This window comes from Sutterella seckii (assembly GCF_009183815.1).
GTDB classification, from domain to species: Bacteria; Pseudomonadota; Gammaproteobacteria; order Burkholderiales; family Burkholderiaceae_F; genus Sutterella; species Sutterella seckii.
The window spans coordinates 1-15,138 of sequence record NZ_WEHX01000004.1; the positions used below are offsets into that span (position 1 = coordinate 1).

Here is a 15,138-nt window from a genome sequence, read left to right on the forward strand (position 1 = left end):
TAACCAGCCTATATAACGAAATAGAGAATTCAGGTCAAAAAAAGTGGGGTGCAGGGCAACCCACGATTTTTAGGGCCTTGAAACTCCCAAAGTCAGGTTTTTCTTTGCGTCAGCTGAAAGCGAAATCAGCTTCCGGCAATAAACGTGCGGATGCCTGATCCGACGAACTGCACGCCGATGCAGATGAGAAGGAATCCCATGAGCTTGCCGAGCACCAGCGTGCCCGAAGGTCCGAGTCGGTTGGAGATGACGTCCGAATAGCGCATGACGAACCATGACGTAGCAGTCGCGCAGATGATCGCGAGCGCAGTCCAGGCAAATGCAATCGTCATGTCGATGTAGTCGGAAAGTTCAGCGATTTCCGTTGAAAAGCCGATGACGACGGCGATCGTACCCGGACCGGCAATGCCCGGCATGGCAATCGGGAAGAATGCATAGTCTTCCCTATCGCGGCGCACAATCGGCGCTTTGTTCGGGGTGTTGCCGCCGAAAAGCATCTGGTAGCCGATGGCAGCGACGACAAGTCCGCCCGCGATACGCATGGCGCCGTATGAAATGCCGAAGAAGGCAAGAAGAACATTGCCGCCGACCAGAGAGACAAGCATGATGGCTGCGGCATAGATGAATGCCCATTTGGCCTGCTGGCGCTTTCTCTCTTCACTCATCCCCTGGGTGAGGCTGATGAAGAGCGGGATTTTGGAGGGCGGGTTGGTAATCGTAATGAGCGAGATCAGACCGCCCAAAAAATATTGGAAATGTATGGCTTCGAACATGATTCCGGGCCGCTATTCAGGGGAATTACGGCGCCGCCTCAATGCAAGGCACAAAAAATGTAAGCAGAGCTTTCAAATTAAGCAATTCTACCTGCAAGCTCATCCGTCAGTCTGAGTAAAGGTTCTGCAGATGCCAATTTTTGCCTCAGTCTTGTGCTATAAACTGAACCCTCGTTCACTCCTGAACAAATGTTCAGAGTGATCCCGAATTTTTATATTGAAATGTCAATCAGGTTGGATTGAGAATGTTGTTTACACGAAAAGCGATACATGTCGCCGTTGGCGCAGCCCTTGGAGCGGCTCTCCTGCTGACAAATTTCCATCATGAAGGCCTGATCAGTCAGGCTCAGGCCGCTCAGGGGCAGTCTCGGCCGCCTTCTGAAGTGGTGGTGGTCACAGTGAAGCCTCAGGCAGTGCGCATTGATACGGTTCTGACGGGCCGCACCAGTGCGTATAACGTTTCCGAGGTGCGTCCGCAGGTAAACGGCATTCTCCAGAAACGTCTCTTTAAGGAAGGTCAGGAAGTTAAAGAGGGCGAACAGCTCTACCAGATTGATCCTGCCATTTATGACGCGCAGCTGAAGACTGCCGAAGCAACGCTCGCTCAGGCGCGCGCGACCCTCGTACAGGCGCAGGCTGATGCCAAACGCTCCCGCGAGCTCGTGAAGATCAATGCTGTTTCCAAGCAGTCTGACGATGCTGCGCAGGCTCAGCTCAAGTCGGCCCAGGCGGCAGTGAAGTCGGGCGAAGCTGCGGTTCTTACGGCAAAGATCAATCTCGACTACACCAAGGTTCGTTCTCCGATTTCCGGCCGCGTTTCGCGTTCTGAATATACGGAAGGCGCCCTTCTCACGGCTTATCAAAGCCAGGCGCTGACAACCGTGCAGCAGCTTGATCCCATCTATGTCGATGTGACGCAGACGGCCGAGGATCTCCTTCGCATTCAGCGGGAAATTGCCGCGGGCGAACTGAAGACGGACGCCGATGGTGCGGCTCCCATGTCGCTCATTCTTTCCGACGGATCAACCTATTCGGAAACCGGAAAGCTCACCTTTACCGACGCGATTGTTGATGAAGGCACGGGCACCGTGAAGCTCCGCGCGGTGTTCCCCAATCCGCAGCGTCAGCTGCTGCCGGGCATGTTCGTGCGTGCGAACCTTTCGGAAGGCATTCGTCCTCAGGGCATTCTCGTGCACATGCAGTCGGTCATGCGTGATCTGAAGGGCAATGCTTATGTCTATGTTGTCGGCACAGACAACAAAGTCGAGCAGCGCTCGATTACGGTTGGTCAAACGATGGGTACATACTGGCTCGTTACTTCGGGTCTGAAGGAAGGCGAACGCGTGATGTTCGAGGGCTTCCAGCGTACTGCTCCGGGCGCAACGGTTGCTCCGAAGGAGTTCGATCCCAAGATGGCGCCGGAAGGCAAGCCGCTTTTCTAAGCTGGAGACGCTGATTCATGTTTTCGCGTTTTTTTATTGATCGCCCGGTCTTCTCTTGGGTGATTGCAATCGTGATCATGCTCGCGGGTCTGCTCTCCATCGAGACGCTGCCGGTGAGTCAGTATCCGCAGATTGCGCCTCCGCAGGTAAGCATCACTGCAACCTATCCGGGTGCTTCGGCCGAGACGATTGAGAACACCGTTACTCAGATCATTGAGCAGAACCTTACGGGTCTTGACGGCTATCTCTACATGAATTCGACCTCCGACTCAGCGGGCCGCGTGAGCATCACCGTGACCTTTGAGGCGGGCACTAACCCGGATATGGCGCAGGTGCAGGTGCAGAATAAGATTCAGACTGCTCTTACATCTCTGCCGCAGGTGGTTCAGCAGCTCGGCGTCGAAATTCAAAAGACGTCGGCCAACTTCCTGATGGTTGTTGGCTTCATGAGCAAGGATCCGTCCATGACGTCGGGCGACCTTGGCGACTTCCTTGAGTCAAGCATCAAGGAGCCGCTGTCGCGCGTGAGCGGCGTGGGCGAAGTGCAGGTTTTCGGCTCGTCTTATGCAATGCGCGTCTGGCTTGATCCGGACAAGCTCGTCAAGTACAAGCTCAATCCTTCGGACATCACGGCTGCGATCTCTGCGCAGAATGCTCAGGTTTCCACGGGCAGTCTGGCGGGGCAGCCTACTGACGGCAAGCAGGAATTCACGGCGACGATTTCTTCGTCGAGCCTGCTGCAGACGCCGGAGCAGTTCCGCAATATTCTGCTGAAGGTGACTGACGAGGGCGCCAACGTGTATTTGCGTGACGTCGCGGAAGTGTCGCTCGGTCAGCAGTCCTACACGGCCTTCGGCACGTATCAGGGCTACCCCAGTTCGGGCATTGCCGTGAAGCTTGCTTCCGGTTCAAATGCGCTTGAGACTCAGGCTGCGGTGATGGAGCGCGTTGAAGAGCTCAAGCACCTGCTGCCGGCGGGCGTCGAGGCTGTGGTTCCGTTCGATACCACGCCTTTCGTGCGCGCTGCGCTTCATGAAGTTGTGAAGACGCTCGTCGAGGCCATCATCCTCGTCGTTTTCGTGATGTTCCTCTTTCTGCAGAACTGGCGCGCCACGATCATTCCGACGATTGCGGTGCCGGTGGTGCTTCTGGGCACTTTCGGCATGCTCTCCATTACGGGCTTCTCCATCAACATGCTCACCATGTTCGCCATGGTGCTTGCGATTGGTCTTCTGGTGGACGATGCCATTGTGGTGGTGGAGAACGTTGAACGCGTGATGCGCGAGGACGGTTCGAGCCCCTATGACGCGACGGTGAAGTCCATGGGACAGATTACCGGTGCTCTGGTGGGCATTGCCATGGTGCTTTCGGCCGTGTTTGTGCCGATGGCCTTCTTCGGCGGTTCGACCGGCGTGATTTACCGCCAGTTCTCGATCACCATTGTTTCTGCAATGGCGCTTTCGGTTGTCATCGCGCTGACGCTGACGCCTTCGCTCTGCGCGAAGATTCTCAAGCCGGTGGATCATGAGCATCACATGGGCAAGGGAGGCTTCTTCGGCTGGTTCAATCGCGGCTTTGAGGCTCTGACGATTGCTGTTCGCGACTCCGTGGCGGGCTTCATTCATCATCCGCTGCTGCTTGTCGTCAGCTACGTCGCTGTGGTCGCCGCTATGGTGATCGGCTTCATCAAGCTTCCGACCGGGTTCATGCCGGCTGAAGACCAGGGCGTGGCGCTCCTCACGATGCAGCTTCCGCAGGGGGCTACGATGGAGCGTACGGACCGTGAACTTCGCCGCGTGGAAGGGTTCCTGCAGAAGACGGAACAGGAGACGCTCGACAGCTTCTTTGCCGTGCGCGGCTTCTCCTTTGCGGGTTCCGGCCAGAACATGGCGTTGGGCTTCCTGAAGCTCAAGGACTGGGCTGAACGCCCGAATGCCTCCCAGAGCGTGGAGGCCATTCAGGGCCGCGCCATGGGCGCCTTCATGATGTCGCCTGAATTCAAGAATGCAAGCACGTTCGTCTTCCCGCTCCCGGCTGTGCCGGAACTCGGCGTTGCGGATGGCTTCGACTTCTTCATTCAGGATCAGAAGGGCCAGGGACACCAGAAGCTGATGGAAGTGAGGAACAAGTTCCTTGCCGCGGCGCATCAGGATCCCCGGCTGACGATGGTTCGCCACAACGGCATGGATGACACGGCGCAGATGAAGCTGAATCTCGACTACGAGAAGCTTTCCGCACTCGGTCTTGATATTTCGGCCGTGAACTCCACCATTTCTACGGCTCTTGCCGGTTCCTACGTCAACGACTTCCTGGATCGCGGCCGCGTGAAGCAGGTCTGGGTTCAGGGCAATCAGGCTGCCCGCATGCACCCTGATGATCTGAAGCGCTGGCATGTGCGCAACGATAAGGGCGAAATGGTTCCGTTCTCGGCATTCATGACGATGTCCTGGGATTACGGCAGCCCGAACCTCGAGCGCTTCAATGGACTTTCTTCCATCAACATTCAGGGCAGCCCCGCCAAGGGCGTTTCCTCTGGCGATGCGATGAAGGCCGTTGAGGAAATCGCGCAGAAGACCTTCCCGGAGGGATACACGATTTCGTGGAACGGCGTTTCGTATCAGGAACGTCAGGCGGGTTCGCAGGAAGCGGCGCTTTATGCCATTTCGCTTCTCGTGGTGTTCCTCTGCCTTGCTGCGTTGTATGAAAGCTGGTCCGTGCCGATCGCGGTCCTCCTCGTCATTCCCTGCGGCATCGTGGGCGCTCTGGGTCTCACGTGGATCCTCGACATGAACAATGACGTCTACTTCAAGGTGGGCATGCTGACGACGATGGGACTGGTGAGTAAAAACGCCATTTTGATCGTCGAGTTCGCGAAGGATCTGCTCGAGCAAGGCGAGGATGTTGTGCATTCGGCTCTGCATGCAGTTGAGCTCCGTCTGCGTCCGATTCTGATGACGTCGCTCGCTTTCGGTCTTGGCGTGCTGCCGCTTACGGTTGCGCACGGCGCCGGTTCAGGCGCTCAGAACGCCATTGGCGTGGGCGTGCTTGGGGGCATGATTACGGGTACGGTGCTTTGCGTGGCATTCGTTCCGGCCTTCTTTGTCTTCATCAGCCGCATTTCGCACAGGATTTCCGGCAAGCCCGGGAAGCCTGCTGCAAAGGCAGCAGCTGAAACCGCCGCAGTCTGACAAGGCCTTCGTTAGAGGCGTTTTCTCCAAGATTATCGAGGGAGAAGACGCCTCAGAAGACCGAACTCATTTTCAATGATGGAATCTGTCCTTCAGGACAGCAGCAAAATATGAAAAAAATTCTGCCGATTCTTCCGCTGGCGGCTGCCATGATTCTCTCGGGTTGCGTCAATCTGGCTCCCGACTATGAACGTCCGGCTGCTCCTGTCGCTGACCAATGGCCGATGGGCGAGTCTTACAAAACGAGTGAAATGAAGCGCGAGTCGCTCCCTGAGTGGCAGGACTTCATTCGCGACGAACGCCTGCACAAGGTGATTGAGCTCGCACTCGCGAATAACCGCGATCTGAGAATAAGCGCGCTCAATGTTGAAAAGGCTCGCGCGCTTTACGGCGTGCAGCGGGCTGAACTTTTCCCGACGGTTGCGGCGCGTGCATCCAACACGGCGTCTGATGTGCGCGGGGGCATGTCTACGACCCACTCGTACACTGCACAGCTTGCAATGGCGAGCTATGAGCTTGATTTCTTCGGGCGCGTGCGCAATCTCACCGAACAGGCGCTGCAGAGCTACCTGCAGAGCGAGGATGCGCAGCGTACCGCTCAGGGTTCGCTCATCGCTGAGGTCGCCATGGCGTGGCTTACGCTTTCGGCCGATCGCGCTCAGCTGACGCTCCAGGAGGAGACGCTTAAGAGTCAGGAAGAAAGCTTCCGTCTCGTCGAAGAGAGCTATAAGTACGGTGCGGCAAGTCAGCTTGACTATGAGCAGGCGCGCACCACTGTGGCTGCCGCCCGCGCGCAGATTGCTTCGTACGTCCGAGCGGTTGCGCAGGCCCGCAATGCTCTGGAGCTTCTCGTTGGCGCCAAGGTCGACGAGGCGCTCCTGCCGGAAACATTGGTTCTCGACAGCACTTTGCCTGCTTCCATGCCTGAAGGCGTGCCGAGCGAAGTGCTGCTCAACCGCCCCGATATCATGAGCGCCGAGCGCGGCATGATTTCTGCCAATGCCAATATCGGCGTGGCCCGGGCTGCCTTCTTCCCGAGCATTTCGCTCACTGCTGCTACGGGTTCCACCGGCGGCGCGATGCATTTGAGCGACCTTTTTGCCAAGGGCACGGGCATCTGGAATTTCGCTCCGAGCATTTCTCTTCCGATCTTCACGGGCGGCGCCAACCTCGCTAATCTGCGTGCTGCGGAAGCGTCGCAGCAGATTGCCGCGGCAACCTATGAAAAGTCGATTCAAACGGCTTTCCGCGAAGTCGCTGATGCACTCGCTACGGAAGGCACGGTTGAGCGCGAGCTTGCGGCCCGCCGCGACTACGCAGAAGCTGCCGGGCGCGCCTATGAGCTCTCCAACTCCCGCTACAAGCACGGAGCGGCTGCCTACACGGAAGTGCTGGATGCGCAGCGCGCCAAGGTGTCGGCTGATCAGCAGCTGATTGCGGCGGAACTCGCCCGGGCCTCCAGCATGGTGACGCTTTACAAGGTCCTCGGCGGCGGCACTCGGATCGCTCAGCCGAAAGCGGTTGACGGCAAGGTGTCCGAGTGAGAGCGGCAAAAGAATCATCTGATGCGGTCCAGCAGCATTGCGAGGAAATCGTTGATGCTGCCGAGCGCTGCGTCTTCGCGGCGGGACTCCATCAGCTGAAGCTTCGAGATATTGCCCGCGAGAGCGGGAATAGCCTGGGAAATATCTACAATTACTTCAAGAATAAAGAAGAAATTGTGGAAGTGCTTGTTGAACGCCAGACGTCTCGCTTCCTTTCGACCGTCACCCGATCGACGGAGGAGATTCCCGACGAAACGCATGAAGAGCGCGTGCTGAGGCAGATTTCTGTGCTTGTGGATGCCTACATGGATCCAGAGTCGATGAGACTCTCGATCTTCATTGCGAGTGAAGCACTGGTGAACCCCCGGGTGCTCGATATCTGCGTTGCGGCCAATCGCCGTGTTTGCGAACACGTGATTGATGTCATTCGCCATGATCCGAACTGCCATATTGACGTAACGGACGAGGAAATGGAGGTCCGGATCGTCTCGGTACGCTCCTACCTTGAGGGGCTGAGAGGCTCGCTTCTTTTCAACCCCACAATGAACCGCAAGCTTATGCGGGACCGCGCCATTGAGCGTCTGCGCGTTCTCTGGCGCTGGGATCAGGCTAAGGCTCAGGGCAAGACGTTTGAAGACGTATTTGAGCGCTGACCCAGGTCGTTAAACGGACGACTAACGTAAAAAAATCCCCCGGTCTTCGGCAAGAACGGGGGATTTTTCAATGCTGGTCCGACAGGAGATTACTTCTTCTGGTCCTTATCGAAGCGGACCGGGATGAAGATGCGGCCTCCATCGCGCTGTACGAGGAGAAGCACCTTGTCCTCGCGGCAGGCCTTCTGAAGATCTTCAGCGCTCTTTACCAGCTTGCCGTTGGCGCTCACGATGATGTCGCCAGGAGCGAGGCCGACTGAAGAGGCGAACTTGCCCACCTTGGTGATGAGAAGCCCCGTCGTGTCGGCCTCACGGCTTTCCTCATCCGTGAGGATGCGGCCTTCAATGCCGAGACGGTGTCCGTTTTCTTTGGCTGCGCCGCCGGCAGACTGATCCGAATTGGGATTGGTGCCGATGGTGATGGAGAGCTTTTGCTCCTTCTTGTCGCGGATCACCGTAAGCTCAGCCTTGGTGCCCGGGCGAACAGAAGAAACGAGCATCGGAAGAGACACGGAAGACGTAATCTTCCTGCCGTTGAATTCCGTAATGACGTCGCCAGCCTTGAGTCCGGCCTTCTCTGCAGGGCTGCCCTTTTCGACCTTCGTCACCAGAGCGCCTTCAGGCGCCTTGAGCGCAAAGGAATCGGCCAGTTCCTGGGTTATCTGCTGGATGTAGACGCCAACGTAGCCGCGGGTGACACGGCCGTCCTTCACGAGCTGATCCTTGATCTGCATGGCAAGATCGATCGGAATGGCAAAGGAGAGACCCATGAAGCCGCCGGAAGTCGAGAAGATCTGCGAATTGATGCCGACCACCTCGCCCGCCATATTGAAGAGCGGGCCGCCCGAATTGCCCGGGTTAACGGCAACGTCGGTCTGAATAAAGGGAACGTACTGATCTGTAGGCAGATTCCGCGAAAGCGCAGAGACGATGCCGGCGGTCACCGTATTGTCGAGTCCAAAGGGGCTGCCGATGGCTGCCACCCATTCGCCGACCTTAAGCTTCTGGGAATCGCCGATCTTGAGAACAGGCAGATTCTTGGCGTCAATCTTGACGATGGCGATGTCGGTCTGCTTGTCGGTGCCGAGCACTTTGCCGGTGAATTCGCGCTTGTCGGTGAGACGAACGACAATGCGGTCCGCCCCTTCAACAACATGCGCATTCGTCATGATGAGGCCGTCATCGGAAATGATGAAGCCCGACCCGGTGCCGCGCTGCTCGGGAATTTCCTCTTCACCGCCGCCGAAAGGCATGGGGAAGCCGAAGCGGCGGAAGATGTCCGCATGACGTTCATCCATTCCGGGAATGCCGAAAGGCACAGAAACCGTACGGGCATTCTTAATGACGGAAATGTTGACGACGCCGGGGCCGTTGTCTTCAACCAGCTTGACGAAATTGGGAAGCTGAGTAACGGACTGGGCAGTCTGCTGCTCGGAGTCTGCCGCGCTGGCAGAAAGCGGGGCGGCAAGGATCAGCGCTGCGCTGAGAGCAGCAACAAGCGTGGTCTTAGTGAACGACTTCATGAAAAAGGCTCCTCTTAGCCTGATGCCGGGTGCATCGACCGGTTCTCTATGTTTCTAATAGCAAAAACTCTACCTGAGGGAGTGAAATCCTTCAGAAACGCTAGAGTAAAGCGTGTTTTGGTCCGGTTAAATTTGTAACAGAAGAGATGAAGAGGATCGCCTTCAGATGCGGCTGGACGGTACTGCGGCAGTGTGGTGAGATGAGGCGCCGAGCGGAGGGAAGGAAAGCTTGAAGATGGTTCCTCGTCCATCAAGACCGTCCTCAATCTCAACAGTGCCGTGATGAATGTCGACAATGCGCTTCACGATGGCGAGGCCCAGGCCCGTACCGGATGTTTTGGTGCCGAGCGCGCGGTAGAAGCGGTCGAAAACGCGGCTGCGTTCTTTAGGTGCAATGCCCGGACCGTTGTCGCAGACGCGTAGCACGGAGAGACCGTGTTCGGTGGAGGACGTGATTTCAATGCGTCCGCCTTCAGGCGTGTAGCGGATTGCGTTGTCCGTTAGGTTGGTGACCATCAGACGAATGGCATCCTCCATGCCGTCAAGCATGGCTGGGCGGGCATCTTCCGTAATTTCAATATTCTTCTGGGCCGCAATTGGAGCCATGTCGTCCCGCACGCTTTTGACCAGTTCAGCGAGATTAATGGTCGTCATCGGCTTTTTGGACGCATCCGGATCCAGGCGGGCAATGGTAAGAAGCTGCTGCACCAGGCGTGTTGCCCGGTTAATCCCTTCGTTGAGGCGGGAGAAGCATTTCTGCTGCGCTTCAGGCGTTTTTGCCCTTTGAGCCAGCTGAACCTGGAGCTTCAGCGCCGTAAGAGGCGTGCGCAGTTCATGCGCAGCATCGGACGCAAATCGCTGCTGAGCTGAGAGGCTGTCTGCGAGGCGCCGCAGGAGATCGTTGATGGCGTTTACAAGACTTGCGAGTTCTGCCGGGAGCCCCTTGGTAGAGAGCGGTTCAAGGGATGTCGGCGAACGGCGCGCTACGGATCGTGCGGTTTTTTCGAGTGGTGCAAGGCCGCTTCCGACAACAATCCAAACTGCGATGGCGATGAAGGGCAGAAGCAGGCAAAGCGGCTGAAGGATGCGGAAGGCAGCTGTGGCGGCGAGTGATGTGCGCACCTCCAGATCCTGCCCTGCGGTAATGACCAGCGGGCCGACGGCGACGGAATAAGTCCGCCAGGTTTTCCCCTCAACCTTGACCAGGCCGAAGCCGGGCCCCTCGGGGAGCGGCATGGCGGGAGCCCCCTCCCGTTGCCAGAGACTGTTGTGCGCAGAATCGTAGACCTGCACGATGACGCGGTAGCTCGGCGCATCACCGATGATGGTCAGGTGCTCGGGCTCCTTGGTAGGCATGCTGTGCCGCACGGAGTCGCCGAGCGACTCCGCGGTTTCGCGCAGATGGGAGTCCAGGAATTCATTGAACTCCGCCTGCGCGGAGAAAAAAGTGGCGGTGGCTGTCGTGAATCCGGCAGCCAGAAGCGCCAGAAGCAGCGTAAAAAGGAGCTTCCTGCGAATGGAGGTCATGCTTGGCCCTTTGTGTCAGGCAATTAGGTTTCAAGCAGATAGCCTACGCCGCGGACAGTTTTGATGGCGCTGTCGGAAAGCTTCTTGCGCAGGTGGTGGATGTGCACTTCAATGGCGTTCGATCCTACCGTGTTGTCCCAGTTGTAGAGCTTTTCCTCGAGCTGGGAACGGCTCCAGACAACGCCCTGTCGTTCAGCAAGCGCAAAGAGAAGCGCATATTCCTTCGACGAGAGAATGACGGGTTCCCCGCGATAGGTCACCTCGCGCGTGTGAGGCGAAATCCGGAGTTCGCCGCGCTCCAGGATCGGGTCTGCACGGCCTGCGGAACGCCTCAGCAGCGCGCGGATGCGCGCTGAAAGCTCATCAAGATCGTAGGGTTTGATAAGGTAGTCGTCGGCGCCCATATCAAGGCCGCGGATGCGGTCGTCAACCGTGTCCCGGGCGGTTGTGACGAGAACAGGCGTCGCGTTGCGCTTGGCGCGCATTTCCTTGAGAACCTGCAGGCCATCCTTGCCGGGAAGGCCGAGGTCAAGTATGACGAGTGAAAACTCTGTCGTATTAAGAGCTAAAAGCGCGGAGTTGCCGTCCCGGACCCAGTCAACGGCATGGCCTTCGCATTCAAGGCCGGCAACGACGCTTTCGCCGATCATGTCGTCATCTTCAACGAGGAGAATTCTCATGTAAACGGTATCTCAGAATCAGGCGCTCAAGCACTATGCGCCACGTTTCAGCAACGAGAAGCGCAAGCACAATGAGGCCGGTAAGTATGGGATAGGCGGATTCGCGGCCCCAGCCGCCGAAATATGCGGCAAGGCCGAAGTAGGCGATGAAGGCGCCTACAAGGGCTCCAAGGCAGGAGCCTGCGGCAAGTGCTCCGAAAAAGCGAAGACTTGGAACGCAGTCGGCAGCGGCTCGGCGCGCTAGATCCAATCGAAAAAGGTGAATCGATTGTAACGCGATGCATGAAAACAGCGAAAAGCCTCCGGCAGGCATTTTTTCGGTTTCTGCATTTTGACGGCGAAGAATTGCATAGATGCCGGCGTCGCGCAGAAAGCCGCCGGCAGCGGCGCATATTCCGAGGAGTTCGGGGCTCGATGCAAACACCCAGGAAAAACCGCCGGCGAGCAGAGCGCCCCATCCGGGAGACAAAAGTGCAGCGGCAAAAACCGCCGCCGGAGACCAATCTGAGAGTGCAGCTACCATAATATTGAGACTCGGGAAGAGAGCTTCCCGCAGATCAAATAGGAAGAAGAAGCATGCCAGAGAAGCGCTATGCCCGTCGCGACCCGAACGAGATAGTGGATATCGAACACCGCGACCGGCTCGAGGATTATGTTGAGCCGGCATCCGGAACGGTCACTGTTGCCCACATTGTTTACGGCCTCCACAGCATTTCCATACTGACGGGACTTCTTACGGCAGGACTTTCCATAGCCGGAGCTTTTGTTTTTTCCGGCCCCTCCATCCTTGCCGTCATCATCAACTATATCTTCCGCTCCGACGCCCGCGGGACGTTCGTGGCCTCGCACTTCTCCTGGCAGATCCGCACGTTCTGGTATGCGTTTCTCTGGATGATTCTCATCTACATCATTTCGATGCCGCTCGCTTTTGTCGGCATTGGATTCTTTACGCTGATCGGCGGCCTGCTGGTGCTTGGCATCTGGGTTGCCTACCGAATCCTTTACGGCTGGAAGCGGCTCGTGCGGCGCGAACCGATGCCGATGAGCTGATGCCGGGGAATTCGAGGCTCGATGAAGAGCAGTAACGCTATACTGAAAAATTCCCTCGCAATTTTCTTAAGGAGTGAGTTTTCATGGCTCTCGGAGCAATGGTCTACAAGGCGCAGCTTTCCATCTCGAATCTGGATCGAGGATGGTATGGGCAGCCTGTGCTCACGATTGCCCGACACCCTTCGGAAACAGAAAAACGTCTTATGCTGCGCGTCCTCGCCTGGTGCGTGCGCGCCGGAGAACATCTTGAATTCGGCCGCGGCCTTTCTTCTGATGGCGAACCCGCGCTTTGGGAGACGGACGATACCGGAGCCATTATTGAATGGGTGGAGCTCGGTGCGCCAGACGTACGGACCGTGCGCAAGGCGGCGGGTAAAAGCGAGCATGTACTCGTCCTCGCATATGATGAGGCGCGGACAAAACCCTGGTGGGAATCCGTGAAGGGAGAGCTTTCGAAAATCGACAAGCTGACGGTTATTTTTATTCCTGATTCTGAGGCTGACGCGCTTGCCGCGATGGCGTTGCGAAGCATGAAGTTTGCCGTCACCATCCAGGACAGCGTGATCTGGGTAAACAGCGACACTGCGGATGTGCAGATCAATCCGGAATATCTCAAGCGCGAAACCCAGCGCTGGACCTGACGGACCCCCAATAAACGAAAACCCGTTTCTTCATTGAGAAGAAGCGGGTTTTCGCGTTTAGAGCATTGCGAAAAGGTTTGCTTTCAGCGCTGGTTGATGAGGCTTTCCGACATCCGCGCAAAGGCTCCTTCCAGACGAAGCCGCAGGGCTGGATCGGCGACTGCCTCGTTGAGCGCCATGCGCATCACGCGCATCCATTCCTGCATGAGCGCCCGGTCGATCGGAATGGCGCGGTGCGATTCCCTCAGCATAGGCAGTCCGTGACGCTCCTGATAGAGCGCAGGTCCGCCAAGCCAGCCCGAAAGAAATTCGCGCATGCGGCTGTCGTAGCGTTTGATGCCCTCAGGAGTATAAAGCGCTCTCAGCTGCCCGAAGGAAGGATTGTCTCTCAGTATGCGCACATATGAAGCGACAAGCCTTGCAATGCCGTCCTCGCCGCCAATGGCGGCGTAAAGAGAGGACTGTTCTGGCATGGTCAGTGGAGAAAAACGGCCGCACCGAAGCCGAGCAGCAGAGCCCAGCCGACGAGCGGCGAAAAAATACGGCGAATAAGCGGATGGCGCGGCACAAAGCCGAAACCATAGACCCAGAGAATGCTCATGCCGATGAGCATGCCGACCAAAAAGCCGTGAGGAACGCCGGCTGCATCATGAGCAATCGCTCGCGGATAAAGAATGACGAGCGCGGCACATGCAAGCGCGGCGAGAAGCGAAAGAACCCTCAGAAAAGAAGAACTGCTTTTCTTTTCGCCGCGGCTTCCGTGAATGCGCTCCAGAGGCTTTTCAAGATCAGTCGTCATTGCGCGATGCGTAGCTTTCAAGCGTTGCCGCAAGGAGAACTGCGCAGGAAAGACCTGCAATCCAGTAGAAATAAGACATGGTGTTGAGCTCCAGATGAACGATCCGGCTTCAATCCCGGACTGCCTCTTCCCGGAGACAGTTCGGAATTGAAGACTCAGCTGTTCAATTAATAAAGGGAGTGCGTGTTCTTTTCGATGTACGAAGCATTGAGCTTGCCGCTCATCACGCGATAGGCCCAGGACGTGTAGAAAACCACGATAGGCAGGAAGATGAGCGTGACGAAAAGCATGATCTCAAGCGTGAGCTGAGAGCTCGTGCAGTCCCAGATGGTGAGGCCGGCATTGAACATCGTCGAGGACGGCATCACGAAGGGGAACATCGAAATAAGCGGCGTAAGGACGATGCCGAGAATCGCTGCGGAAGAGCAGAAGATCGCCGGCCAGATGCGGCCCTTCTTCACGAGTACCGAACCCAGAAGCGCGCCGGCAATGCCGAGCACGGGGACGACCCAGAGAAGCGGCAGGGCGCTGTAGTTAGCAAACCAGGCGCCGGCCTGAACTTCAACCGTCTTCGCAAGCGGATTCGCCGGACCGGCAGGATCAAGACCGGCGGTTGCGACATACCCGTCAATTCCCATGTAGACCCAGATGCCGCCCAGCACAAAGAGCACGGCCGTGAGGATGCCGGCAATGCCGGAAACCTTGACGGCGCGGTCATGGAGATCGCCTTCCGTACGAAGCGCCAGGTAGTTGGCGCCGTGGAAGACAACCATCAGAAGCGCGAGCACGCCGCAGAGCAGTCCGAACGGATTGAGAAGGCCGAAGAAGCTCCCCGTATAAATCGGGCGCATCGTTGCATCAATCTCAAAGGGCACGCCCTGAAGGAGATTGCCGAACGCAACGCCGCAGATCACCGGAGGAACGGCCGATCCGATAAAGAGGAGGCAGTCCCAGGTAGTGCGCCAGCGGGTGGCCGCCACCTTGCTGCGGTAGTCGAAGGCGAGCGGGCGGAACATGAGCGCAGCGAGGATGACGAGCATCGCCCAGTAGAAGCCCGAAAAAGCCACGGCGTACATCATCGGCCAGGCAGCGAACATGGCGCCGCCGCCCGTGATGAGCCACACCTGATTGCCGTCCCAGTGCGGAGCGACGGAATTGATCATCACGCGGCGCTCATTGTCGTTCTTGCCGAGGAACGGCAGCAGCGAGCCGACGCCCATGTCATGGCCGTCCATCACTGCAAAGCCCGTGAGGAGCACGCCGATGAAGAGCCACCAGATGACTTTCAGAATTTCATAATCGATCATTTTGTCAATGC

The 15,138-nt window shown here is 57.4% G+C and carries 14 protein-coding genes; 6 read left to right on the top strand and 8 right to left on the bottom strand.

Features of this window, described 5'->3' with window-relative positions:
* Positions 1 to 125: 125 nt before the first annotated feature.
* Positions 126 to 773: a MarC family NAAT transporter gene (locus tag GBM95_RS01480; RefSeq protein WP_152157474.1), complete on the bottom strand. Its 648-nt coding sequence runs from the start codon at positions 771 to 773 to the stop codon at positions 126 to 128.
* A 245-nt stretch (positions 774 to 1,018) separates the two neighbouring features.
* Here GBM95_RS01480 and GBM95_RS01485 point away from each other — a divergent pair, with 245 nt between their 5' ends.
* The 4 genes from GBM95_RS01485 (at position 1,019) to GBM95_RS01500 (ending at position 7,600) form a co-directional block, all read left to right on the top strand.
* A complete protein-coding gene (locus GBM95_RS01485) occupies positions 1,019 to 2,215 on the top strand; it encodes an efflux RND transporter periplasmic adaptor subunit (protein ID WP_152157475.1) in 1,197 nt (398 codons plus the stop codon).
* Positions 2,216 to 2,232: 17 nt separating this feature from the next.
* Entirely contained in the window at positions 2,233 to 5,403 is a 3,171-nt protein-coding gene (locus GBM95_RS01490) for an efflux RND transporter permease subunit (RefSeq protein WP_152157476.1), read from the top strand.
* A gap of 110 nt (positions 5,404 to 5,513) precedes the next feature.
* Positions 5,514 to 6,947: an efflux transporter outer membrane subunit gene (locus GBM95_RS01495; RefSeq protein WP_152157477.1), complete on the top strand. Its 1,434-nt coding sequence runs from the start codon at positions 5,514 to 5,516 to the stop codon at positions 6,945 to 6,947.
* Complete coding sequence (locus GBM95_RS01500; protein WP_152157478.1) at positions 6,944 to 7,600, top strand: TetR/AcrR family transcriptional regulator; 657 nt, start codon at positions 6,944 to 6,946, stop codon at positions 7,598 to 7,600. Before GBM95_RS01495 ends, GBM95_RS01500 begins: the two co-directional genes overlap by 4 nt.
* 89 nt (positions 7,601 to 7,689) lie before the next feature.
* Here GBM95_RS01500 and GBM95_RS01505 read toward each other — a convergent pair whose 3' ends face one another.
* From GBM95_RS01505 to GBM95_RS01520, 4 genes are all read right to left on the bottom strand, one after another.
* The gene (locus GBM95_RS01505) at positions 7,690 to 9,123 is read right to left on the bottom strand and encodes a DegQ family serine endoprotease (protein WP_152157479.1); all 1,434 of its coding nucleotides are present in this window, start codon (positions 9,121 to 9,123) and stop codon (positions 7,690 to 7,692) included.
* Between the two features lie 162 nt (positions 9,124 to 9,285).
* Complete coding sequence (locus GBM95_RS01510) at positions 9,286 to 10,650, bottom strand: ATP-binding protein (protein ID WP_152157480.1); 1,365 nt, start codon at positions 10,648 to 10,650, stop codon at positions 9,286 to 9,288.
* 23 nt (positions 10,651 to 10,673) lie between these two features.
* Positions 10,674 to 11,330: a response regulator gene (locus GBM95_RS01515; protein WP_152157481.1), complete on the bottom strand. Its 657-nt coding sequence runs from the start codon at positions 11,328 to 11,330 to the stop codon at positions 10,674 to 10,676.
* Positions 11,311 to 11,853, bottom strand: coding sequence for a hypothetical protein (locus GBM95_RS01520; protein WP_152157482.1), 543 nt, complete (start codon positions 11,851 to 11,853; stop codon positions 11,311 to 11,313). Before GBM95_RS01520 ends, GBM95_RS01515 begins: the two co-directional genes overlap by 20 nt.
* A gap of 53 nt (positions 11,854 to 11,906) precedes the next feature.
* Between GBM95_RS01520 and GBM95_RS01525 the strand changes: the two genes are divergently transcribed.
* Together GBM95_RS01525 and GBM95_RS01530 are read left to right on the top strand one after the other, a co-directional pair.
* A complete protein-coding gene (locus tag GBM95_RS01525) occupies positions 11,907 to 12,380 on the top strand; it encodes a DUF4870 family protein (RefSeq protein WP_226963109.1) in 474 nt (157 codons plus the stop codon).
* Positions 12,381 to 12,463: 83 nt separating this feature from the next.
* Complete coding sequence (locus tag GBM95_RS01530; RefSeq protein ID WP_152157483.1) at positions 12,464 to 13,021, top strand: YaeQ family protein; 558 nt, start codon at positions 12,464 to 12,466, stop codon at positions 13,019 to 13,021.
* Positions 13,022 to 13,104: 83 nt separating this feature from the next.
* Here the strand turns inward: GBM95_RS01530 and GBM95_RS01535 are convergent, their stop codons facing one another.
* The 3 genes from GBM95_RS01535 to cydB form a co-directional block, all read right to left on the bottom strand.
* Complete coding sequence (locus GBM95_RS01535; RefSeq protein WP_152157484.1) at positions 13,105 to 13,494, bottom strand: globin domain-containing protein; 390 nt, start codon at positions 13,492 to 13,494, stop codon at positions 13,105 to 13,107.
* A 2-nt stretch (positions 13,495 to 13,496) separates the two neighbouring features.
* A complete protein-coding gene (locus GBM95_RS01540) occupies positions 13,497 to 13,820 on the bottom strand; it encodes a cyd operon YbgE family protein (RefSeq protein WP_193222536.1) in 324 nt (107 codons plus the stop codon).
* A 167-nt stretch (positions 13,821 to 13,987) separates the two neighbouring features.
* Positions 13,988 to 15,127: a cytochrome d ubiquinol oxidase subunit II gene (cydB, locus tag GBM95_RS01545; RefSeq protein ID WP_152157485.1), complete on the bottom strand. Its 1,140-nt coding sequence runs from the start codon at positions 15,125 to 15,127 to the stop codon at positions 13,988 to 13,990.
* Between the last annotated feature and the right edge of the window lie 11 nt (positions 15,128 to 15,138).

Coding starts and splice junctions, on each gene's coding strand:
- GBM95_RS01510 (WP_152157480.1), bottom strand. CDS start 10,650: ATGACCTCCATTCGCAGGAAGCTCCTTTTTACGCTGCTTCTGGCGCTT.
- GBM95_RS01525 (WP_226963109.1), top strand. CDS start 11,907: ATGCCAGAGAAGCGCTATGCCCGTCGCGACCCGAACGAGATAGTGGAT.
- GBM95_RS01535 (WP_152157484.1), bottom strand. CDS start 13,494: ATGCCAGAACAGTCCTCTCTTTACGCCGCCATTGGCGGCGAGGACGGC.
- GBM95_RS01520 (WP_152157482.1), bottom strand. CDS start 11,853: ATGGTAGCTGCACTCTCAGATTGGTCTCCGGCGGCGGTTTTTGCCGCT.
- GBM95_RS01480 (WP_152157474.1), bottom strand. CDS start 773: ATGTTCGAAGCCATACATTTCCAATATTTTTTGGGCGGTCTGATCTCG.
- GBM95_RS01530 (WP_152157483.1), top strand. CDS start 12,464: ATGGCTCTCGGAGCAATGGTCTACAAGGCGCAGCTTTCCATCTCGAAT.
- GBM95_RS01540 (WP_193222536.1), bottom strand. CDS start 13,820: ATGACGACTGATCTTGAAAAGCCTCTGGAGCGCATTCACGGAAGCCGC.
- GBM95_RS01515 (WP_152157481.1), bottom strand. CDS start 11,330: ATGAGAATTCTCCTCGTTGAAGATGACGACATGATCGGCGAAAGCGTC.
- GBM95_RS01490 (WP_152157476.1), top strand. CDS start 2,233: ATGTTTTCGCGTTTTTTTATTGATCGCCCGGTCTTCTCTTGGGTGATT.
- GBM95_RS01495 (WP_152157477.1), top strand. CDS start 5,514: ATGAAAAAAATTCTGCCGATTCTTCCGCTGGCGGCTGCCATGATTCTC.
- GBM95_RS01485 (WP_152157475.1), top strand. CDS start 1,019: ATGTTGTTTACACGAAAAGCGATACATGTCGCCGTTGGCGCAGCCCTT.
- GBM95_RS01505 (WP_152157479.1), bottom strand. CDS start 9,123: ATGAAGTCGTTCACTAAGACCACGCTTGTTGCTGCTCTCAGCGCAGCG.
- cydB (WP_152157485.1), bottom strand. CDS start 15,127: ATGATCGATTATGAAATTCTGAAAGTCATCTGGTGGCTCTTCATCGGC.